Source organism: Synechococcus sp. CC9605 (assembly GCF_000012625.1).
Taxonomy (GTDB): Bacteria; Cyanobacteriota; Cyanobacteriia; order PCC-6307; family Cyanobiaceae; genus Parasynechococcus.
This window is the reverse complement of the sequence record NC_007516.1, coordinates 2,016,761-2,037,473: the sequence shown is the minus strand read 5'-3', so window position 1 is coordinate 2,037,473 and position 20,713 is coordinate 2,016,761. Positions and strand designations below refer to the sequence as shown.

The following is a 20,713-nucleotide window of genomic DNA, read 5'->3' as shown; positions in this document are numbered from 1 at the left end:
TTAAGAGCTCTTGCAGAAATTTTTTTCGAGGAATTTGCGAAATAGTTTCCATTCGCTCCGGCTGAACAGGGGGCGCGCCTGCACCGCCAGTTCAAGGCCCCTTTCGCTTAATCCCGGATTGGGGGTTTTGCTCAGCTTGTTATTCTCTGTGCTGGCCTCCAGTTGCTGCTTGAGCAGATCGGCTTGGTTGGGCAGGGCCCACTTCAGCAGATTCCAGAGAAAGATGCTCGGCTCCTGGGGATTGCTGGCTTGGTCATAGTTGAGGGTGACGACGGTTAGGTCGCGTTTGCTGCGGAGTTTGGAGAGGCTCTGCTCGAGTTGTTGGGGATCGCTGTGGGAGAAATCAGCCGTTTGTCGGAACGTGTCGAAGTGACTGGTCTCAGGCGTGTGGTGCCCTTCTTTGATCAGCTGGGTATGGCAGGAGCGGATAAAGGCTTCTGGATTTCTGTTAGCAAACAGCACCGTCCATGCGATTGATCGCAGCCCCAGGCTGTCTTCCAGACCGGTCATCAGGCGTTTGGTGCGAGCTTTGGCGTACCGATACAAACCAGGCTTGTGTTCTTTGTTCGGAACTTTGTTGCGCCCTTCATCGGTCAGGCCGCTGCGCAATGTGCCAAAAATTGCCTCGAAGGAGAGAAAGATGGTGTGGATGGATTCCGGCTTGTCTCCCGCCAGCTCCAGAAGATTGGTTCTGGTTTCTGCTTGAAGAGCTGAGGACGTTCTGCGATCCAAGCGCCCCCATTGCAGATGCCTCCATAACTTTGGGCAACGCTTTTTGAAGGTGTTCGGCCCGAGATAAAGCACTCCCTGTTTCAACAGCAGGTCTTGGTTTCTTTTGAGGTTGCGCTGGACGTAGGTGCTGCCCGTTTTGTGCAGCCCGCAATGCAGAACGATTCGCTTGGGTTGAAGCTGACTCACGCGACATGCCGCTGCTGGCTCAAATCAACACAGCCTTCAAGGCGCTCAAGGGCGAGCCAGGCGCCTTCCCCGTTGTTCTTATGGCCTTGCCAGATTTCGGGGATGAAGCTTGCTTCGGGGGCCAGTTGACCCATCAGGGCAAACAGCTGCACCCAGTCGATCTCACCGTCGTGGATCTGCAGCCCTTCACCATCCACGTCCTTGGCGTCAGCCAGATGCAGGTGGGCTGTGAACGGAAGGATCGCCCTGAGGAAGCCACTGAAGGAGGCATTGAGGTGGGTGCAGGCGAGCTTGGAGTGGGAGGCATCCAGGCAGACGCGCATGCCGGTTCCCTTGCAGAATTCCTCGATGAAGTCGGTGTCGACGAAGAGGTTGTGATATCTCTGCCCCCCGAAGTGCCAGGGGAAGGGGGGCATGGTTTGGGGAATGATTTCCACCTCGTCAGAGGTGTTGATCTGCTGAAGGCTCTCGATCAGGCGTTGCCGTAGCGATTGCAAGTCCGCGCGCTCGAGATGGTGGTGCTCTGAGAATCCCCCGACGTTGGTCACCAGTAGAACGGGATCGGGGCAGTCGAAACGATTTCGCAGGTCACGAGAGATGTCGACCACGCGCTGGAGTTCTGCAATCGAATGGCGGCGGTAGTCGCCATCAGCGCTGCAGAGGTCGAGGGTGTGATCCCCAGCAAACAATTCGGGGGCATGCACCACCAGGCCTATCGGCTGCTTTGTCGGCAGCACTTCATCGAGGTTGATCTCGAGATCCTTGTAGCTGAGATGGATTTCAACAAGGTCGAGATTGCTGCTGGCAGCAAAGCTCTCGATGTCGTGATAACGAACCGGTAGGCCAAAGCGGTGTTGGAATCGGTAGGCGCGCGGCGTAGCGGCCGGGGTTTCAAGGTCTGAGGGAAAGAAAAAATCGCCGGCGGCTTTGCTCACCGGCAGCGTCTTGCCAATGAGGTCGGCAAGACGGTTGGGCTGCAGGCCTTGCCCCGGGCTCTGGATGCCCACCATCGCCTCGGTGATCTCCGTGCCGGCAGGCACGTCGCATCTGGCGACGAGACTCTTGGCCAGCACTTCGCGGTTCATCATTTCGCCCTGGCTGATGCTGCGCTCGCCGCTGCTGCCCATCGACTCTTCCACCCGGCGAATGCCGTGGATCATCTGGGCGAATTCATTGGGCAGGAGGCTCACCTTGTGGTCGTTGCCTTCCATAGAGCGATCGAGGGTGATGTGTTTCTCGATCACCACGGCGCCGAGGGCGGCGGCGGCAATCGGCACTTCAATGCCCCGTTCATGGCCGGAATAGCCCACGGGAGCCTCGGCCAGGTCGCGCAGCCGCTCGAGGTAGCGCAGATTGACGTCCTTGAAGGGGGTGGGATACGTGGAATTGCAGTGCAGCAGCACGTAACCGGCTCCCTCGTTTTGGAGGTGGCGGATGCCGGAGCGGATCTCCACTTCCGAAGCCATGCCGGTTGAGCAGATCAGGGGTTTGCCGGTCTCCGCCAGGCTGGAGAGAAAAGCGTGGTTGGTGAAATCCGCCGACGCCACCTTGAAGCCTTCCATCCCCCAGCGGTTGAGCTTCTCGAGGCTCGTTTCATCCCAAGGGGTGCAGAGAGGTACCAAGCCTTTGCTGGCGGCATGGTCAAAGCAGCGGAACAGCTCATCGTCACTGAGTTGGAAGCGCTCGAGCAGATCCAGGGTGTACTGGGTGCCCAGATCGGAGGCCATGTCGTTGCTATCGCCTGAATTGCGATACAGCCGGCTCATGTCCCGCATCTGGAACTTGGCGCAGTCCGCCCCTGCGGCGTGGGCGGCATCGATCAGTTGAAGAGCGGTGTCGAGATCGCCGTTGTGGTTGTTGCCGATCTCGGCGATCAGAAAGCAGGGGGCGTCATCGCCGATGCGGTGGGAACCGATCTGGAGCCCGTCGGTGGCGCGTCGGGCCACGGCGACGATGCGGCCATGGCTGTCCAGCAGCGGCAGCGCAATGATGCGGGAATTGAGCAGGGCACTCAGATCACTGGCGCTGGTGCCTTCGACGGCCGACCGGCAGTTGGCGTTCATGGCCGCAGTGACCGGCCGGTTCAGATCAATCTCGCCGCATCCGGCAATCCAGCGTCGGAAGTCACCATCGGTGAGAACGCCCTGGAGAATGCCACTTTCCGAGACAACAAAAATCAGGCGGGACTGGTTCGCCGTGATCTTGCTGAGTGCCGAGAGGATGCTGTCTTCCGCGAAGACAACGAACTGGGTGAAATTTCGCTCAATCAGGATGCCTCTCACCGTTCTGTTCGGCCGCCTGGGTTGAGTCCGTTATTCAACTTACTTCAGATCTCTGTACGACATCAGCAGTGAGATCTGTCGTATCAGCGGATTGGCTTGGCGGACGGCCCAATGGCGGCGGGCAACGCCGCGGTGCAGCGGTCGCATCATGGTTGCTTGCCAGAGCAGCTCCCGAGCACTGGTCCAATCTCCACTCGCGATGGCGGCTTCGGCTCCCAAGCGCAACTGGTTGAAGCTGGACTGGGCATTGCCCGGGTATCCAATGCGGCTGGGCGGGGGCTCCGGTGTCCGGTGTTTTTGTTCGTTCAGGGCCTCCAGAAGCGCGGAGGGACTGAACTGCTGGCCATAGCCCATCCATTCCAGCCAGCGCGGATCCGGGGATGGCCCCTCGGCATCAAGGGCATCCAGGTTGGGGATGGCCTCCAGGGAGCGCCACACACCGCTGCCGGCATAAACGTGGCCTCCATAGTTCGGCTGCAGGCCCAAATCACTGATGGCAATCGCCCGGCAGCCGAAGTCGAGGGCGTCGAAAAAAGCGGTTGAGGAGAGAGTGGCCAGCAGCCGGGCCTGCTTCAACAGCACTGGCAGTGGTCGGTAGTCCAGTCGCAGATTGGTGGGAGGCACCCCCAGGGTCTGCTGCAGGGTGGTGCTGATGTGGGTCTCGACATCATGAAACGTGGCATCGCCGGGGGCGATCCGGGGTTTGATCACCACGTCCCAGTTGGGAGAACGTCGGGCCAGATCGCTCAGCAGGCGCACGAGTTGGGCCCGTTCGCTGCTGGTCGCGGGCATGATCACCTGTTCGGCAAACACCAGTCGCCGCGGGCGTTCCGCTAAGGGAGTGCAGTCTGTGCAAGGGGCGTTGCGCCGCAGGCCGGTCAGCACGGTGCGCTGCTGTGCAAACGGGGTTCCGGTTACCAGTTGCTCCAGGGCGTCCCGATCGCGCGGGCCGCTGAGGCATATCAGGTCGTAACCCATTCGCCAGCTCACCCCTTCGATGAAGTGGTCGAGCACCACACCGTTGAACCCACAGAACAGCAAGGGGCGCTGGCGATTCCGTTGCAGGGCGAGACGGATGTCGTTGATCTTGCTGCCCGTCAGGAAAACGCCGATGGCATCAAAGTGCTGCAGCCGCCGATCCCTCAGCAACCGAGCCAGGCTTTGGTGGCGCAGAGTTCCTCGCTCGGCCAGGCGTTTCAACAAAGCCTGGGGTGTTCCGTCCCGTGGAATCACACTGAAAGTCCAATGAACGTTCAGCGCGGTCGGAGCACTGCAAAGGGCCTCACAGGCCAGCAGCTGGCTGTCGCTGTCCGCGATCAGCAGCACATGGAGCGTGGGCTGGCTCGCAGTTGCTGTCATGGTTCCTCGCGGAGCGCCAGGTCGCTCAGGGCCCTGGCCAGACGCTGCGGCCCGTCGGTGATGTCGGCGCCATTGCCATCGAGCCAGGCTTGGTTCGCCATTGGCAGCTCCCTGACGGCATCGAGGTGGGGGATGCTTCGAAGGCGATGCATGGCACCGCAGCCGAAGAACCCAGTTGTGTTCTGTTCATCGTGGATGCCGTAGTCGCCCACGATGATCGGGATCCGGCCCCAGGCCATCGCCGCCAGGCTCCATGGCGAGCTCACCGTGAGGCAGGCGGTGCAGGACCCCAGCAGTGGCAGAAGTTGGCCAGGGGCCGCTTCCAACAGGTTGTCGGCCAAGGGTTCATCGCTGGCCATCAGCGTTGTCGTTGCGCTCCAGCTGTGGTCGTGTTGCACCATCACGGTCCAGTTCGGCCGTTGCCGCGCCCAGCTGTTGAGTTGGCGAAGCAAATGCTCATGGGCTCCCAGATGGGTGGGGATCCGCTCCTGGATCAAGGCCAACAGCAGGGGCTTCTGGGTTGGGGCACATGGTGCGTCCTGAGGGAACCAGAAGCCTGTGCAGATCACAGGGGGAACACGAAGGCTTATGGGCCAGTTGAAGGTGAGCGATCGGAGTTGTCGGCGTTGGTGCTCGCCGCTCACCAGCAGAAGATCACACCCCAGGCGCAGGCTGAGATCCTGAATCAGGGCATCCCCCACCAAAGGCACGAGGGGGCCGCTGAACAACGCCGCTGGCATCCGTCCGACTGCCCTGCAGAGGTTTTGATAGGTCTTGATGAAGCGTGGGATCTCGTCCGGGTTCTGCAGGAAGAGGCCGATGGCTGTGACCTGCTCCAACAAAGGGTGAGCGGGCAGCTGAGCCAGGTCGATGCTCAGCTGAGGTGCGGGTGTGGTCAGAGGTTGGTGTCCCTGCAGCGGAGGCCCTGCCGTGATGCAGCGCAGCCCCTGTTGCTCCAGCGCTTCCGCCATCAGCCAGCAGGCGGAATGCTCCAGCACTCCATCGCTGATCAGCAGGAACGTCATCGTTCCCGCAACAGCTTGGAGAGCCAACCGAATCCCACCACACCGTCACGCAGGCTGCGCACAATGCGACGGGTGCGGTGACGTTTGCGCTGGCTGGAGCGGGCACCACCACTGCTCAGCATCCGCCGGCCTCCGTTCTTCAACGCAGCCTTCTGCCAGGCACTGCTGCCCCAGCTCAGAGGGCCATGATTGAGCACGCCGAGGGGGGCTGCCGGTCTGGTCAGCTTGTCAACCAGAGCCGTGATGAAGCGATCCTCACCGTCGCGCTGCAAGCCCTGCTGTTCGAGCCAATGAACGTCGTGGATAAGCTCGAAGGGGTTTGCTTTGATCGCAGCGAAACTGGCGATGGCGCCCGAACTGGCGAAAAAATGGTTGCCGAGGGTTTCGGTCACCCCCAGATCACCGACAATGCGGGTGCTGATTCCCATCGCCATGGATTCCATGGCAGCTGTGGAAGAGACGGTGATGGCGCAGCCGCACTGGCGCAGAAGTCGAGTGGCGGGCTTGAAACTGAGTTTCAGATTTGGCTGATCGCGCGTCATCTTGTCGATCACGCTGGCCATCTCCCCGTGGCGTCGATGCAGGGTGCTCTCGATGCTCGACGTTCGGGGTTTGAAGATCACGGGGTGATCGGGCCAGGCTTCGGCAAGCTCCTTGATCTGATCACAGAGGAACCTGCGCTGCAGTGGGTGCACCGGAATCGAAGGCTGTTCAAAAAACACGATCGAGGGGGTGTCCGGTGTTTCAGAACGCGGCTTCGTTTGCCAGAGAATCGGCAGTCCAGTGACCACGGCATTGCTGCTATCAAGGCCCAGGGCCTTGCGGCCACGGCCGTAAAGGGCCAAATCGTCTGCACTGTTGAGACAGAGCAGGTCAGCGCCTGAACGATCCATCATTCCCTCGAGGCCGAAGCGGAACAGGATTCCTGGGTAAGCGCCAATCAGGCGTGGGCGTTGGTCCTGATCCACCCAGATGTTTTTCAGTTGCAGCAGCGCATCGCGGCTGCGTTGGCCATCCAGGCCCAGGATCAGAGCGTCGACATTCCCCGGCATGGCGCCGCAGAGCTGACGCAGGTCGTTCCAGCTGTGTTTTTCGATGCGGATTTTCGGGTCGATCCGCCGAATTTCGAGGCGTTGCCGCCTGGAGAGGGCCCGGTTGTTCAGCTCCAGCAGCAGCAAGGTGACATCGGCACCCTCCCGCCGGCAGGACGCCAGCATGGTCATCGCCAGCTTGCCGAAGGAGTCGAAGCAGGCGACGGCCGCAATCTTGCGGCCAACGAGGCGCTTGGATTCTGCGGGCGCCATCGACTCCGAAACCTTGCTGGGCAAAATTACTCGCCTTTCTGGGCCGCGATGCTGCGGCAGAGGGCCAGATCCTCGGGCGTGTCAATTTCTGGTCCCACCTCCTGCAGCACCACTGGGCTTGTTGGTGGGCAGAAGCGGCTGCCACAGCGCCGGAAGGCCGTGATGGCCATGGCGTAGATCGCGCCGGTTTCCAGAAAAGCTGGTTCGAGGTCCTGCCGACGTTGGCGGAGCAACGCAGGGTCGTGGTTGATGCCTCGCCCATCGGCCCGCCAGAGGAAGCCATGCCAAGGCGTGACAGAGAAGCTGCTGTTGCTGCCCCTTCCATGGAGTGCGGCCAGCACGGCATCGATCTGGGCTCCTGTCGTGAAGGGGGATGTGCATTGCAGGAACACCAGCTCGGTTTCGAGAGGGCCCTGCTTTTCCAGAACATCCAGGGCATGCAACAGCGCCGATTCAGAACTGGCGGTGTCGCCGGCGATCTCCGCCGGCCTCCGGATGACCTCGGCCCCTTCGGTTTCGGCTGCGGCTGCAATGGCTTCGTCGTCCGTGCTCACCACCACCCGCCCCACGCCGTTGCTGGCGAGGGCTGCACGGATGCTGCGGCAGACAAGGGGCACCCCTCCCACCGTTAGAAGGTTTTTGCCTGGAATTCCTTTGGATCCACCACGGGCGGGGATCAGGGCCAGCGCGCCACGGGGGACTGCCATCGGTGAGGATTCAGTGCGACCTGTCTTACCCGATGACCAGGCCTGCTGCTCTGCGACTCGGGGTTCCGGCCCGGGGGATGCTCGCGCACCGCACATTGGCGCAGCTGCTGTCACCGGACCGTTTGGTGCCGGGCCGCCGCCGCGATGTGGATGTTTTGTTGGCCTGGGGGCGGCGACCCAGTGCGTTGCGGGTCGAGCGACTGGCTCGACAGTGGGATCTACCGGTGTGGCACCTCGAGGACGGTCTCCTTCGCTCGGTGGCCAAGGGCCGGGAGCATCCACCGCTCGCTCTGCTGGTGGATGAGCTGGGGGTGCATTTCGATGCAACGGCCCCGAGTCGGATCGAGCAGTTGATTGCGGCGCCGATCACGGTGACTGAGGCCAACCGCGCACGCGCTCTGCAACGGCTGTGGTGCGAGCAGCGGCTCAGCAAGGTCAACCCCCCGCGGGAGGCGGAGGCGCCGCAGGAGTCCTACGTGTTGGTGGTGGATCAATCCGCAGGGGATCGATCGATTGCACTTGGCCTGGCGGATGCCAGCTGCTTCCAGCGGATGCTTAAGGCTGCTTTGCAGGACCATCCAGACTGCACGGTGGTGGTGAAGGTGCATCCGGATGTGATCTCCGGGCGTTCCAGGGGCCATTTCACCGCCGAAGATCTGGCTCACCCCCGTGTTCGTCTCAGTGCGGACGGTGGCCATCCGGCCCGTCTGCTCGAGCGGGCACGGGCGGTCTATGTGGTCACCTCCCAGATGGGGTTTGAGGCTTTGCTTTGGGGTCGCCCGGTGCACTGCTTCGGCATGCCGTTTTACGGCGGCTGGGGGCTGACCCATGACCGATGCGACGCCCCGGCCCGGCGACGCCAGGGGGCCAGTCTGGAGGCCCTGGTGCATGCCGTTCTGGTGGGAGCCTGCCGCTGCATCGATCCCCAGCTCCATCAGCCCTGTCGTATCGAAACCTTGATGGGTGCGATCGGCTTGCAGCGGCGCCTCCAGGCCCAACAGCCTCGGCGCTGTGTGGCCTTCGGCTTCACCCCCTGGAAACAGCGCAACCTGCGCCGCTTTCTGGCGGGCAGTCAGCTGCGCTTTCGCGCTCCATGGCGACGGATTCCCCAAGGTGTTGATGCTGTGGTGGTCTGGGGTCGCCGTGCCAAGCCGCGGTTGCTTGAGGCTGCGGCGCGGCGGCAGCTGCCGGTGCTGCAGGTGGAGGACGGCTTTCTGCGCTCGGTTGGACTCGGGGCTGATCTGGTGGATCCGGTGTCCTGGGTGGTGGATCACCAAGGCGTTTATTACGACGCCACCCGGCCGAGCGATCTGGAATCGCTCCTGGCGACGCAGCGGTGGACGTCGGCCCAATGCCAGCGGGCCGCGGCGTTGCGTCAGCGGTTGGTGCAGGAGGCGATCACCAAATACAACCTGCAGGCGGAACCTTGGCTTCGTCCTGCTGGAGCGCACCGGGTGGTGTTGGTGATCGGTCAGGTGGAAAGCGATGCCTCGATCCGCTACGGCGCCCCCGGGCTGCGTACCAACAGGGCGTTGTTGGAAGCGGTGCGGGCAGCGGAGCCTGAGGCCTACCTGGTGTACAAACCGCATCCCGATGTGGTGGCAGGGCTCTGCCGTGCCGGTGCCGGCGAAGACGCCGCCGCTGCGCTCTGCGATGAGGTGCTGCCCCAGGGGTCGATCCAGCAGCTGTTCACCCAGATCGATGCACTGCATGTGCTCACCTCCCTGGCAGGGTTTGAGGCGTTGCTGCGCGGTCTTGAGGTGCATTGCTGGGGCCTGCCGTTCTATGCCGGCTGGGGTCTGACCCACGACTTCGAGCGTTGCGGTCGTCGTCAGCGGCAGCTTTCTTTGGACGAGCTGGTTCATGCCGCCCTGATCGACTATCCCCGTTACGTCAGCCGAAACAGCGGCTGGTTCATCACCCCCGAGCAGGCTATCGATGAACTGGTGGCTTGGCGTGCCGCTCCTCCGCAGCGGCGCACACTTGTGCAGGCCCTCTTCCGCCACTGGGGACGGCTTCGGCGCCGTTGAGCCGTGTCAGGATTTTGTCCATTGATGGGCGGGTTGCAGTTTGGGCAGGGGACGGGCGCCAGCTCTCGTACAGGTGCGAATCGACGGGCCTGTGCTGCTGTTGATGGGCCCCATCGGTCTGTTCTTTGCTCGTTTCTGCCGCTACCTGCAGGGCTGTGGCATCCCGGTGACCAAGGTGGCGTTCCCCCTGAGGGAATTCGGCTTCCCGGCCGATGTTTGTGTGTCTTACAGCAAGGGGATGGACAGCTGGCGTCCCTTCCTGCGTCGGCTGATTGAGGAACGGGGCATTCGCCACATTTTTATGTATGGCGATTTCATCATTCCCCATCGAATCGCCATTGAAGAAGCACGCAACCTTGGGGTTGAGGCCTGGGTGTTTGAGCTGGGTTATCTGCGCCCCAACTATGTGACTCTCGAGCGGGATCGGGTCAATGCCCGCTCCAATCTCAACAAGCCAGCGATTTTTTATCGGGAGCTGCCCCCCTGCGACCAGCTGCCCCAGAACATCGTTCTTGATCCCGGTTGGCGCTGGCGCAAAGCCTGGAAGGCCCCGACGTTCATTCAGCACGCCTTCACCCGCTACCCGATCATCGAGGGTGAGCACAAACTTCAGCCCTCGCCCAGGTTTCTCTGGTGTCAAGTGCGTGGAAGCTGGCGCTACTGGCTTTACCGCTGGCAGGAACAATCGGTGAAGCAGCGGTTGCTTGAACACTGCTCGTTCTTCCTGGCTGTTCTGCAGGTCTCCAGTGATTCCCAGATTCAGATGGGGTCGCCTTACCGGGGCATGCACGACTTCATCGAAGACGTGATTCGATCCTTTGCCGGCCATGCGCACGCCTCCGACCACCTGGCCTTCAAGCACCATCCCCGGGATCGGGGCTACAACAACTACGCCTCTTTAATCCGTCTGCTTGCTAAGCAATACGGCGTCACAGGCCGGGTGCACTACTTCCACGATGGCCCCCTCAGCCGCTATCTGCGCACTTGCCGTGGGGTGATCACGGTGAATAGCACCGTGGGGCTGCAAGCCCTGTTCCATGCGGTGCCCACCAAGACGATGGGGCACACCTTCTACAACCTGGAGGGATTGACGGATCAGAAACCTCTCGACGGCTTTTGGTGTGATCCTCAGCCTAGCAATCGAGCCCTGTTCTATCGCTTCTATAACCATCTGGTGCTCACCACCCAGGTGAATGGCAATTTCGATGGGGACTTCCCCTTCCGCACCACCTTCCCAATCGGTCCGGAGGCCCGTCAGCTCCCCCCCAGCCCACGCCTGCCGGTCTTAATTCCTGAAAATTCAGTTAATGCCTTGCAGTTGTTAGGGAGAATTTTCTGCCGACTTTTCTGTCTCACCTTGGCTCTGGCTTTGTTCGCGCTGATGAATGTATGTGTGTGGATGAAATGGCGTGATTCTGCTGACAAATTATTTTCAATTCTGTCAGCGTTCCTGTTGCGATCCCTTGGCGTCCAGGTGATTGTTGATGACAGTCAGGTTTGTGAGCGTGTTGGATTCAACATTATTCAAGTTTATGATCAATCCAGCTGGTTTGATTTGCTCGTTGCTCGGGGTTCTTTTGGGCTAAACACTTTGTTTGCAGATTCAGGAAATTTGCGTTTCGAGAGATGTTCTGGTGTTGATCTGTCGATTGACGAAAGTAATGAGAATATAAATTCTTATACTGATCTGTGTGTCGGGGGTAGGCAAATTTGCATTCCCTTTGCTGCGAATAATCGAGAGCTTGTGAAGAGTTTTTGGTCCGTTTGTCGTTCATGCAATTTGTTGATCGTTCCTTGGATTTTTGTTTATGAAAACAGCGTTGATTTTAATATTAACACTGTGGATAAATTCTTGAGACTTTTTTGTTCTCGTCTCGCTTCGCCGGTCTTGCTTGTCAGGGCTAGACGAGCTCGTTCGTCTGCTATCAACTGTCCTTCAGGTATGAATGCCGAAGAATTTGTGATGAAAGTTGAGTCGATGTTTTTTAGTTGATGTCGATTAAAGTGTCAATTTTATCGATTGTATGAGACTAATCACTGTCTTTAGTAGGTTGTTTGCACGTCTTTTTTTGCTTCTTAGTGCGTATCTTGCTTATTTGGCTCAGCTCCCGTTGCTGGTGCTGGGCTACAAAAAATCTGCTTCCCTGTTGTCATCAGTTTTTTCACGTCAACTATTAAAATCTTTGGGTGTAAATGTTGTTGTCAAGTCCAATTTTGATTGGTCGGTACCAGCGAGAGGATATGTTCATATCTATAATCATGAAAACCCCTTGGATGTCTTCATTATTCAGGGCTATTTGAGGATTCCTAGTATCACGACAGCAAGTTCGCATCTTGGAAAAATATTGCCTTTTTTTGACCGTTGTGCCAGCAACGCTGGTCATATTCTTCTTGATCATATGGATTCGGAGTCTAGGCGAGCATCTGTTTTGAAGTCTTTCGACGTCATGTCAACGCACGGGCAAATGATTATTGCCCCGAATGGCTCGCTTGTGACATCGATTTATCAGCGTGCCTCAAGAAGCCCACAAGTTCTCGCAAGAAAATTTTCAACACGTATTGCGCCTTGGGTGTTTAGATATGGAGATATTGGCCTTTCGAGAAATGATCTTTACAGTCCTTTTGCGATTTTGGTGAAGCGCTTGATGGCTCCAGAGGCAGAGATAACGTGCTCGCTCTATGAGGAAGATTTAGATTCCATACCAGTCAGTCTGCCAAAGAAGTCATTTGAGCCTGCGGTTATAGATTTTTACTGCTCGAGGAAAGAACAATGCTGATATTGTGACCACCAAATCCAAATGAATTTTTCAGCATAAATTGTTCTTTGCTTGTATTTTTTAATTTGACAGGCTTTTCTGTCGTTACATTGATGTTGATTTCTGGATCTAGAGGGTCTGAATTGATCGTTCTTGGAAGTATTCCTTTGTGAAGGGCTTGAATCCCAATGATTGCCTCAACCGCTCCTGCTGCTCCCAGTAAATGCCCGAGTTGTCCCTTGGGTGCAAACACGGGGAGGTGGTCAGCGGCATGTCCGAGACTCCTTCGGAGGGAGCGTGCTTCAGCGAGGTCACCCAGAACGGTGCCGGTGGCGTGGGCCTGAACGGCGCACAGATCCCGCGGTTCAATTCCGGCACGATTGAGAGCATCTTCAATGGCTCGACTCGCCTGGATCCCTTGGGGTTCTGGTGCCACGATGTGATGGCCGTCGCTGCTGCTGCCGCAGGCGAGTTGCCAGCCAAGAGCTGAACCTCTTGGGGTGTCTTCCTCTCGCATCATCGCTAGGACTCCTGCTCCTTCCGAAAGCACGAACCCGTCACGGTCTTTGCCGTAAGGCCGGGACGCCTGCTCAGGGGCATCGTTTCTGCAGGAGAGAGCCCTCATGGCCGAGAAGCCGACAAGCCCAAGCCGGTTCACGGGTGCTTCGGTGCCGCCGGCCAGCACGAGATCGGCACGCTTGTCGTTGAGCAGCATCTGGGCCAGCATCATTGCCTCAGCTCCCGACGCGCAGGCCGAGACTGGGGTGTGCGCACCTCCGTGAAGGCCTAGGTCGATGGCTACTTGGCCAGAAGCCGCATCAGGGATCAGCATTGGCACGGTGAGTGGATTGACCCGTGCCGGCCCTCCGTGGGTCAGCTGATTGTGCTGTTCATGCATGGTGTGGAGTCCGCCGATCCCGGTCCCCAGCACCACAGCAACTCGGGCTGGGTCAATGCTTCCGATGGCTGCTGAGGCCATGGCCCAGGCCTTTCGAGCAGCCAGCAAACCCAGTTGTGCGCAGCGGTCAGAGCGCCGTTGCAGCAGAGGCTCAAGGGATTGGGTGGCGGCAACGGGCACGCATCCAGAAATGCGTACCGGTAGATCTTTGCTCCAGTCTGCCGTCAGGGAGCTGATGCCGGAGCGCTCCGCCAGGACGCTTTCCCAGGTTGATTCGGCGTCACAGCCCAGGGGTGATACGGAACCCCAGCCCACGATCGAGACCCGCTGGGAGATGTGCTGCCGTACTGCCATGGTTAGGCGGTTTGGGCGTTGGGGGGATCGATATCGAGCGATGCCAGATGGTTCTGAATATCACCCACCGTCTTGAATTGCAGGAGTTGCTCCTCCTGGATACGAATACCGAAACAGGTGTCGGCCTCGATCAGGATTTCGTAAAACCCCAAGGAATCAATTCCGATGTCTTCCATCAGACGGGCATCCGGGGTGATCGCTGCAGGGTCGGCGCCGGAAATGCGATGCAGGATCTCGACGAGGCGGCCCTCTAGCTCTTGCTTATCGGGAGATCCCTCTCTCAACACCACCAACCTTTTGATCCAGCCAAAGTACCAGTGCCGCTTCGTTTATCACTTGCCTCGGTACCAGCTGAATTGCTGGTAGACGGGTTGATGATCAACGTCGATGAAGAAGGCCAGGCGATCCTTCGGCAAGCGTGAGAGATCGGCGGCCATCAAAATTTCCGTGATCTGGTTGAAATCCCGTGCCAAGGAGAGGTCGCAGACCTTGGCTTCCATCAGGTTGAAATACTGGCGCAACAGCACAGGAAGACGGAAGTCTTCGCTGTGGTCCTGTCGGATAGCCAGCTCTAATGCCTGAACGTTGCTGATCGGGTGGGGGGTGTTACGTGGCTGGATGGCGTTGATCGGGTGTCGTGGTGGCGGTAATGCCGGGCTCGTTCTGCGATAAGGAGGGCGCATCAACGCACTGAGAAAGGCTGCATTGACGGCATCGCTGTGGGCGAAGTGGTTGTAAGAGACCAATCCGTGCAGGATGCTGAATCCCGAGTGGGCTGCGATCAGGAGGCCTCCGCGGAACAAAGCCATCAGAGAGTGCGGTTGGCGCTGAAATCGTGGGGCTAGAGCAACCCGACCGATCTCCACGTGATGTGTTTGCTGCGCCAGCGTCGCTTTGATGCCGGGATAGACGTGCTCCAGGTAGGACTGTTGGCTACCAGGGAGCTCCTCGGCGGCCATGAATTGAGGAACGAATTGCAACCGGGCGGACCCGGCGAGGGCTCCGCTGCTGGGCTCCAACAGGATCAGATGGTCATAAGCCGAGTCGCGGCCATCGAGGTCCCGGGTGTTGCCTGACCCGGAGAGCTGTTGGCGGTAGGTGGATTCCCGCAGTGTGCCAACGGCATCTGCGACGACTTTAAATTTTTCTCCGGGGATCAGATGAAGCTCTAGACCGTCGAGGCGGAACAACATGCTGCTCGTGTGATTGGCGTCTCGCCAACCGTGAGGAAGCAGGACGTCACTCTGCGCTGATGGTCCGGTCTGCGTCATGGTCCATATCCCTGGATCGCATTATGCGGGAAGATTGTCGTCCATTTGGCTGCTGACTGAGTTCCACCCATGGTTATGCCCCTTACAAAGACAGGTCTCACCGCAGGTGTTGCAGCAGCAGTTCTTTGTTCGATCTCAGGGGTTTTTGGTGAAGGCCTTCGGGCTGAAGAGCGGATCAACTGGCTTAAGACGAACGAATCGATTGCAAGGAACTGGCCCAAGCGCAATCGGAAGTCGAAGTTGACCGCCCCAATGGAGTGGGAGGTGGAGGCCCAGCCCACCTTGGCGCTGCAGGCACCGCCCCCGCTCCCAACCACTCCTGGCCTGCCTCCGAGGGGTTACCGCTATCGCCTTGCTCCTGGGGATCAGCTGGTGACCTCAGTGTTCAAGATCGATGGTTACGAGGCTGAGGTTCAGGTGTTGAGCGATGGCACCATCAACCTGCCGCGACTGGGAACGGTTGAAGTTTGGGGATTGACGCTTGAGGAAGCGCGTCAACGTATTACTGACGGTTACAGCCGATTTCTGCGGCGACCGTTGGTCTACCTGGACCTTGTGAAACAGCGTCCGGTTCGGGTCACGGTCACGGGCGAGGTCGCTCGCCCAGGTGTTTTCACTTTGCCTGTCAACGGTGATGCATCCCTGGGTTCGACGAGCGATCTCTCTGATGTAAGTGTTGGAAGCGATGGCGGCGGCTGGCCGACCATGGTGGATGTGATTCAAAAAGCTGGCGGACTTTCAGCGACTGGTGATCTGGGCCGATTGGAACTGCTGCGCCCCTCTCCCGCCCCTGGTGGTCAAACTCAGAGCTTCATTTTCGACTATCTGACCGTTTTGAAGGAGGGAGGTTTTGCCCCGAATCCTCTGATCTATGACGGCGACAGCATCAGAGTGCACAAGGCGAAAACAGCTACCAATCTGGACTTGTTGACAGCTTCTGCTTCGAACTTCGCCCCGGCGGCAATCAATGTGCAAGTTGTTGGTGAGGTTTTAGCCCCAGGCGTGGTCCAAATCGGTTCGAATGCACCTTTATCTAGCGCGATCCTTGCCTCCGGAGGAGTCACCCGACGCGGCAGTGTGAAGCGCGTGAACCTGATCCGCATTGATCGAAAGGGACGCCCCACGGTGAAGCAGTTGCGCTACGAGCCCAATGCTGTCCTCAGTAGTGCCAACAATCCGCCCCTGCGCAATGGCGACGTCGTGGTGGTGGACCGCAACACCTTCACCAAGGTCACCGACACGATGACCGACGCCATGCTGCCGTTTGAGCCGGTTGTGGATGCGGTCTCGGTGTACCGCTTACTTGGTTTGCCAATGCCGTCGAATGTCGGCCGTTGATTAAATCCCCAGTCGGTCCCAGATCACGCCCAGATTCTCCTGGTGCAATGCGGTGCTGAAGCAGTCGGCCAGTTCGGCTGCCGACAACCGGCTGGTGACATCGCCATCCGCTTCAAGGTTGGCGCGGAAGTCGCCGCCGGCGGTGTTCCAGGCCGTGTGGGCGTTGCGTTGAACGACTCGGTAAGCCTCCTCTCGGCTCATGCCGGTGCCCACAAGAGCGAGTAACACCCGCTGGCTGAACACCACGCCGCCATACACATTCATGTTGCGTCGCATGTTCTCGGGGTAGATCCCAAGACCCTTCACCACGCTGGTCATTTCCCGCAGCATGAAGTGCAGGGTGACTGAGCAATCGGGAAGCATCATTCGCTCCGTGGAGCTGTGGCTGATGTCGCGCTCGTGCCAGAGGGCCACGTTCTCAAGGGCAGCAATGGTGTAGCTGCGCAGAACCCGGGCCAGACCGCTGATCCGTTCACTGCGGATCGGATTTCGTTTGTGGGGCATGGCGGAGCTGCCCTTCTGGCCCTTGGCGAAGTTTTCCTCCACTTCCAGCACGTCGGTGCGCTGGAGGTTGCGGATCTCGGTGGAGAAGCGCTCCAGGGAGGCGCCCACCAGGGCGAGGGTCTGCACGTAGTCGGCATGGCGATCGCGGGAGATCACTTGGGTGCTGGCGGTATCGGGGGTGAGACCGAGGATCTCGCAGGCAATGGCTTCCACCTGGGGATCGGTGTTGGCATAGGTGCCCATGGCACCGCTCACCTGGCCCACCGCCACATCCTGCTCGAGCCGATCCAATCGAATCCGGTTGCGTTCGGTTTCCGCCAGCCAGCCAGCCACCTTGAACCCGAAGGTGATCGGTTCGCCGTGGATGGCATGGGAGCGGCCGATCATTTCGGTGCCTTTGTGGGCTCGGGCCAGGTCGCGCAGAGCCTCGGCCAGGGCATCGAGTTCGGTGCGCAGCAGGGCCACGGAACGCTTCAGCTGCAGGGCCACGCCGGTGTCCAGCACGTCGCTGCTGGTCATGCCCACATGGATGTGGCGCCCGGCATCACCCACCTGCTCACTCACGTTGGTGAGGAAGGCGATCACGTCGTGGCGCACCTCGGCTTCGATTTCGAGGATGCGCTCCACCTCGAAGCTGGCCTTCGACTTGATGGTGTCGAGGGCCTCTTGGGGCACGCGGCCGAGCCTGCAGTTGGCTTCGGTGGCAGCGATCTCCACATCAAGCCAGCTCTGGAATTTCGCCTGCTCACTCCAGACGGCTCCCATCTCAGGAAGGGTGTAACGCTCAATCACCGGCGCGCTCGGTTGAACAACCCAACAAATCTATGGGGCCGCCTCCGCGCGCCTGAGAGAGCCCCTGTGCTGTCGTTCGACCTCTGGATTGTCGCCATCCTTGGGCCATGACCCCGACGCTCTACCTGCACTGGACTGCAACGCCCTACGACTGGATCCGCCCTGGGCACTATCACTCGATCATCAGCGGTGATGGCCGTGTGCACCGGTTGCATGATTACAACGTGGATCTGCTGGCTCACACCTACGGCCGCAACCGCAACAGCGTTGCGCTCTCCTGTGCCTGCATGGGCGGTGTGCCCGATCCATGGACACAGCCCCTAACGGATTCCCAACTCAACAGCCTCTGTGCCGAGGCCGCTGCCGTTGCCCGCAGCTGGGGCTGGGGCGCGGATCAGATCACGGTGGAGCGGGTGATGACCAATGCCGAAGCAGCCACCAACCGCGATGGTCGTTGGATGCACGACAACTACGGACCGGTGATCTGGGGCGGGACGGGGGAGCGCTGGGATCTGCTTCAGCTGTCCAAGAACGGTGCCACCGACGGAGGAGAGCAGCTGCGGCATCGCATTCAGGCCCTGATGCGGAAGTCGGATGCGCTGTTTTGTTTGAGCAGGACCTGCTTGCCTTCCGGGGCACCACCACCATTCAGGCCCGAGGCCGTGAGCTCTCGGTTCAGTTGGATGCCTTGGCCGCTCCTGGGCCTTGGCGTCCAATCTGCTGGAGCGTTATGAGCTGCCGTTCGCCTGGGATGCAAGCCACCGCAGGGTTCTCATCGGAGCCATGGATGTTAGCCCCACCTTTCGTAAGGAAGGTGTTCAGGCTGAGGTGGGTTGGCCGCTGTTTGAGATGTCGCTCCAGAGCGGCTCAGCCCCGGTGATTCTTCGGGGAATTCTTCGGCCCGGAACTGATGGGGACCGGGCCTGGTGTCGGGTGGTGGAATTCGCCGAGGAATTCGGCATCTCCATTGGTTTCAATCCGCTCAGGCTTGGAGAACGTCGCGGCGGATAGGGCTGTTCTGGCGTTACAGACTCAGAGTGCCGTGCTGTCGCGGTCGCCGGTGCGGATGCGAACCACCGATTCCACGGGGCTGATGAAGATCTTGCCGTCACCGATTTCACCGGTGCGGGCGGCATCAGCGATCGACTCGACCACCTCTTCGACGCGGTCGTCCTCGACCACCACTTCAATCTTCAGTTTCTGCAGAAATTCAACGGTGAATTCCGAGCCGCGGTAGCGCTCCACCTGGCCTTTCTGGCGGCCGAATCCCCGCACTTCGCTTACGGTCATCCCGATGATGCCAGCCTCAACCAGCGCCACCTTGACGTCTTCCAGCTTGAAAGGACGAATGATTGCTTCGACCTTTTTCATGGGGGGAGTACGGATCTGGTATCAAGGATGCCCCGGTTCTCGGAGCCGTGCGTGGCGGCTGTTACAGAACGCTGCCGAAGCTTGACTTCCTAGGGTCGCGGATCAGAACTGGATCCCTCAGCCCTTTGACCCAGACCCCCCTCTACGGCGAACGCGCCATCGCAGAAGCCGAGCTGATCTGCTTCGACAACCCCCGGCCTGGGCGCCCCTATGAGGTGTCGATCGAGCTGCCGGAATTCACCTGCAAATGCCCCTTCTCCGGCTATCCCGATTTCGCGGTGCTGCGCATGATTTATCAACCCGGGCCGCGGGTGGTGGAGCTGAAGGCGATCAAGCTGTATGTGAACAGCTACCGCGATCAGTCAATCTCCCATGAGGAGGTCACCAACCGTATCCTTGACGATCTGGTGGCGGCTACTGATCCGGTGTGGATGCAGCTGGAAGCCGATTTCAACCCCCGCGGCAACGTGCACACCGTGGTACGAGTGAGTCACGGCACCCGTCAGCCCTGCTGATCGACCACCACCTGCTGCAGCAACTGAGGCAATTCAGTGGCGAAGGCGGCAAGGTTGCGGTTGCAGAGGCCACCCACGCTGAGGGTTCCATCGGCAGCTATGGCCCACAGCTGCCGGGTGGCCACGAGGCTCAACCCACCGCCCACAAGCAGCACTGCGAAGCCCAGGTACACCAGCGGGACCCCAGGATCCCGTTTGAGCAGCAGCCCGCTCGCCGGCAGCACCGCATCGACCCGCATCGGCAAGCCTTTGACTTCTGCTGAGGGTCCACCCGGTCGCAGCCGGGCGAGCTGCTGGCCGTCGGCATCGAACACTGTGGCGGGACCCTGTTCGCTCTCCAGGCTTAGAAACACTGGTTCTGTTCCATCGGGGCGGGTCGGCAGCACCAGACCCCAGATCTGATCGCCCAGCTCCGGATAGGTCTGCAAGGGCAGCTCCAGCACGGGGCTGCGTCCGATCTGCAGGCTGATTGTCGCGAGCGACCAATCGGCCTGGTAAACGGTAATGCCCCGGTGCCGCAGCGGGTGATTGACGCTGATTTCAGCATCCAAGCTTTGGTTGGGTCCCTGCAGCTTCAGAGCTGAGCGGAACTGTTCCGTTCGGCCCGCCGGGTCCCGATCAATGGCGAAGCGGTCCAGGGTGATCGTCAGCTGACTGGTGCCATCACGATCCAGCAGATCGAGGCTGCGGCCGGGGGCCAGGAATCGCTCAAGGCGGTTCCCCGCCAGGGCGCCCCAGGCGGCGCCCAGCATCAGCAGCACCAGGCCGGTGTGCACCAAGAGGGGCCCCACCCGGCCGATGGCGCCTCGTCGGGCCGCCAACCGCTGGGGCTTGCGTTGCACCTGCCAGCCGCTGGCCCGCAGCACCGTCTCCAGCTGCGTCAGCCCCTGGCTCGTGTCGGGGCAGGGCTGGCTTTCGGCGATGGCCAATTTGCTCAGCTGGCGTGTGGTGCGGTAGTCGATCCAGCGCCGGGCCGCCATCAGTGCTGGCCACTGACGGCGCCAACTGCAGAGGATCAGGGCGAGCCCCAGCCAGGCCAGTAGGGCCAGAAACCAGCCGCTGGAATACACATGATCGAGCTGCAACTGCAGCACCTGCTCGCCGTGGAGCAGCCCCAGCCAGGGGGTATCGGAGTAGGCATCGATGTAGCTCGAGGGTGGATCCCCCTGGGGGATGCCGGTGCCCACGGCACTGGCCAGAGCAATCAGCAGCAGAAGCACGATGGCCAGCCGCAGATCGCTGAACCAGGCGGCCAGGCGTTTCAGTGGGCCCATCCCGCTCGCCATCCC

Annotated in this window: 19 protein-coding genes; 7 read left to right on the top strand and 12 right to left on the bottom strand. The window is 60.1% G+C overall.

Annotated features, from left to right (window positions below; translation table 11 throughout):
- The 6 genes from SYNCC9605_RS11090 to SYNCC9605_RS11065 are packed head-to-tail and all read right to left on the bottom strand — an operon-like array spanning position 1 to position 7,595.
- Positions 1-918 carry a hypothetical protein gene (locus tag SYNCC9605_RS11090; protein WP_041435161.1) on the bottom strand — a complete coding sequence of 306 codons (918 nt, stop codon included), beginning with the start codon at positions 916-918 and terminating at the stop codon, positions 1-3.
- Positions 915-3,200 carry an N-acetylneuraminate synthase family protein gene (locus SYNCC9605_RS11085; RefSeq protein WP_011365160.1) on the bottom strand — a complete coding sequence of 762 codons (2,286 nt, stop codon included), beginning with the start codon at positions 3,198-3,200 and terminating at the stop codon, positions 915-917. Before SYNCC9605_RS11085 ends, SYNCC9605_RS11090 begins: the two co-directional genes overlap by 4 nt.
- 39 nt (positions 3,201-3,239) lie before the next feature.
- Entirely contained in the window at positions 3,240-4,559 is a 1,320-nt protein-coding gene (locus SYNCC9605_RS11080; protein WP_011365159.1) for a DUF6716 putative glycosyltransferase, read from the bottom strand.
- On the bottom strand, positions 4,556-5,584 hold the full coding sequence (locus SYNCC9605_RS11075) for a DUF6716 putative glycosyltransferase (RefSeq protein ID WP_011365158.1): 1,029 nt from the start codon (positions 5,582-5,584) through the stop codon (positions 4,556-4,558). Before SYNCC9605_RS11075 ends, SYNCC9605_RS11080 begins: the two co-directional genes overlap by 4 nt.
- Positions 5,581-6,888 (bottom strand): DUF6716 putative glycosyltransferase, encoded by a 1,308-nt coding sequence (locus SYNCC9605_RS11070; protein ID WP_011365157.1) that lies wholly within the window; start codon positions 6,886-6,888, stop codon positions 5,581-5,583. Before SYNCC9605_RS11070 ends, SYNCC9605_RS11075 begins: the two co-directional genes overlap by 4 nt.
- 26 nt (positions 6,889-6,914) lie before the next feature.
- A complete protein-coding gene (locus tag SYNCC9605_RS11065) occupies positions 6,915-7,595 on the bottom strand; it encodes a cytidylyltransferase domain-containing protein (protein ID WP_011365156.1) in 681 nt (226 codons plus the stop codon).
- Between the two features lie 32 nt (positions 7,596-7,627).
- Here SYNCC9605_RS11065 and SYNCC9605_RS11060 point away from each other — a divergent pair, with 32 nt between their 5' ends.
- The 3 genes from SYNCC9605_RS11060 (at position 7,628) to SYNCC9605_RS14095 (ending at position 12,402) form a co-directional block, all read left to right on the top strand.
- Complete coding sequence (locus SYNCC9605_RS11060; protein WP_041435159.1) at positions 7,628-9,625, top strand: capsular polysaccharide biosynthesis protein; 1,998 nt, start codon at positions 7,628-7,630, stop codon at positions 9,623-9,625.
- Between the two features lie 103 nt (positions 9,626-9,728).
- Positions 9,729-11,618: a capsular biosynthesis protein gene (locus SYNCC9605_RS11055; protein ID WP_257929293.1), complete on the top strand. Its 1,890-nt coding sequence runs from the start codon at positions 9,729-9,731 to the stop codon at positions 11,616-11,618.
- Positions 11,619-11,676: 58 nt separating this feature from the next.
- Entirely contained in the window at positions 11,677-12,402 is a 726-nt protein-coding gene (locus tag SYNCC9605_RS14095) for a 1-acyl-sn-glycerol-3-phosphate acyltransferase (protein ID WP_198002451.1), read from the top strand.
- On the opposite strand, the gene SYNCC9605_RS11045 is transcribed toward SYNCC9605_RS14095, so the two are convergent.
- Genes SYNCC9605_RS11045 through SYNCC9605_RS11035 form a run of 3 tightly spaced genes read right to left on the bottom strand, consistent with a single transcriptional unit; the run spans position 12,365 to position 14,904 of the window.
- Positions 12,365-13,633, bottom strand: coding sequence for a beta-ketoacyl-[acyl-carrier-protein] synthase family protein (locus tag SYNCC9605_RS11045; protein WP_041435155.1), 1,269 nt, complete (start codon positions 13,631-13,633; stop codon positions 12,365-12,367). The genes SYNCC9605_RS14095 and SYNCC9605_RS11045 overlap by 38 nt on opposite strands.
- A 2-nt stretch (positions 13,634-13,635) precedes the next feature.
- Positions 13,636-13,923: an acyl carrier protein gene (locus tag SYNCC9605_RS11040; RefSeq protein ID WP_257930029.1), complete on the bottom strand. Its 288-nt coding sequence runs from the start codon at positions 13,921-13,923 to the stop codon at positions 13,636-13,638.
- Positions 13,924-13,965: 42 nt separating this feature from the next.
- Positions 13,966-14,904, bottom strand: coding sequence for a GNAT family N-acyltransferase (locus tag SYNCC9605_RS11035; protein ID WP_011365150.1), 939 nt, complete (start codon positions 14,902-14,904; stop codon positions 13,966-13,968).
- A gap of 240 nt (positions 14,905-15,144) precedes the next feature.
- On the opposite strand from SYNCC9605_RS11035, the gene SYNCC9605_RS11030 reads away from it, so the two are divergent.
- The gene (locus SYNCC9605_RS11030; RefSeq protein ID WP_257929290.1) at positions 15,145-16,242 is read left to right on the top strand and encodes an SLBB domain-containing protein; all 1,098 of its coding nucleotides are present in this window, start codon (positions 15,145-15,147) and stop codon (positions 16,240-16,242) included.
- Here the strand turns inward: SYNCC9605_RS11030 and purB are convergent, their stop codons facing one another.
- Positions 16,243-17,538, bottom strand: a complete 1,296-nt coding sequence (gene purB / locus SYNCC9605_RS11025; RefSeq protein ID WP_011365148.1) for an adenylosuccinate lyase — start codon at positions 17,536-17,538, stop codon at positions 16,243-16,245.
- 107 nt (positions 17,539-17,645) lie between these two features.
- Between purB and SYNCC9605_RS11020 the strand changes: the two genes are divergently transcribed.
- Both SYNCC9605_RS11020 and SYNCC9605_RS15715 read left to right on the top strand, forming a co-directional pair.
- Positions 17,646-18,272, top strand: coding sequence for an N-acetylmuramoyl-L-alanine amidase (locus SYNCC9605_RS11020; RefSeq protein ID WP_011365147.1), 627 nt, complete (start codon positions 17,646-17,648; stop codon positions 18,270-18,272).
- A complete protein-coding gene (locus tag SYNCC9605_RS15715; protein ID WP_011365146.1) occupies positions 18,244-18,549 on the top strand; it encodes a hypothetical protein in 306 nt (101 codons plus the stop codon). Before SYNCC9605_RS11020 ends, SYNCC9605_RS15715 begins: the two co-directional genes overlap by 29 nt.
- 21 nt (positions 18,550-18,570) lie before the next feature.
- Here SYNCC9605_RS15715 and SYNCC9605_RS11015 read toward each other — a convergent pair whose 3' ends face one another.
- Positions 18,571-18,909, bottom strand: a complete 339-nt coding sequence (locus SYNCC9605_RS11015; RefSeq protein WP_011365145.1) for a P-II family nitrogen regulator — start codon at positions 18,907-18,909, stop codon at positions 18,571-18,573.
- A 125-nt stretch (positions 18,910-19,034) separates the two neighbouring features.
- Here SYNCC9605_RS11015 and queF point away from each other — a divergent pair, with 125 nt between their 5' ends.
- The gene (gene queF / locus SYNCC9605_RS11010) at positions 19,035-19,424 is read left to right on the top strand and encodes a preQ(1) synthase (protein WP_011365144.1); all 390 of its coding nucleotides are present in this window, start codon (positions 19,035-19,037) and stop codon (positions 19,422-19,424) included.
- On the opposite strand, the gene SYNCC9605_RS11005 is transcribed toward queF, so the two are convergent.
- Entirely contained in the window at positions 19,412-20,710 is a 1,299-nt protein-coding gene (locus tag SYNCC9605_RS11005) for a cytochrome c biogenesis protein ResB (RefSeq protein ID WP_011365143.1), read from the bottom strand. The two genes, queF and SYNCC9605_RS11005, sit on opposite strands and share 13 nt — an antisense overlap.
- Positions 20,711-20,713 lie beyond the last annotated feature (3 nt).

Bases quoted from the DNA above. Each gene is read 5' to 3' on its own strand.
- SYNCC9605_RS11015 (WP_011365145.1), bottom strand. From the start codon at position 18,909: ATGAAAAAGGTCGAAGCAATCATTCGTCCTTTCAAGCTGGAAGACGTC.
- SYNCC9605_RS11075 (WP_011365158.1), bottom strand. From the start codon at position 5,584: ATGACGTTCCTGCTGATCAGCGATGGAGTGCTGGAGCATTCCGCCTGC.
- SYNCC9605_RS11035 (WP_011365150.1), bottom strand. From the start codon at position 14,904: ATGACGCAGACCGGACCATCAGCGCAGAGTGACGTCCTGCTTCCTCAC.
- SYNCC9605_RS11005 (WP_011365143.1), bottom strand. From the start codon at position 20,710: ATGGCGAGCGGGATGGGCCCACTGAAACGCCTGGCCGCCTGGTTCAGC.
- SYNCC9605_RS11070 (WP_011365157.1), bottom strand. From the start codon at position 6,888: ATGGCGCCCGCAGAATCCAAGCGCCTCGTTGGCCGCAAGATTGCGGCC.
- SYNCC9605_RS11065 (WP_011365156.1), bottom strand. From the start codon at position 7,595: ATGGCAGTCCCCCGTGGCGCGCTGGCCCTGATCCCCGCCCGTGGTGGA.
- SYNCC9605_RS11055 (WP_257929293.1), top strand. From the start codon at position 9,729: ATGGGCCCCATCGGTCTGTTCTTTGCTCGTTTCTGCCGCTACCTGCAG.
- SYNCC9605_RS11045 (WP_041435155.1), bottom strand. From the start codon at position 13,633: ATGGCAGTACGGCAGCACATCTCCCAGCGGGTCTCGATCGTGGGCTGG.
- SYNCC9605_RS11080 (WP_011365159.1), bottom strand. From the start codon at position 4,559: ATGACAGCAACTGCGAGCCAGCCCACGCTCCATGTGCTGCTGATCGCG.
- SYNCC9605_RS11060 (WP_041435159.1), top strand. From the start codon at position 7,628: ATGACCAGGCCTGCTGCTCTGCGACTCGGGGTTCCGGCCCGGGGGATG.
- SYNCC9605_RS11020 (WP_011365147.1), top strand. From the start codon at position 17,646: ATGACCCCGACGCTCTACCTGCACTGGACTGCAACGCCCTACGACTGG.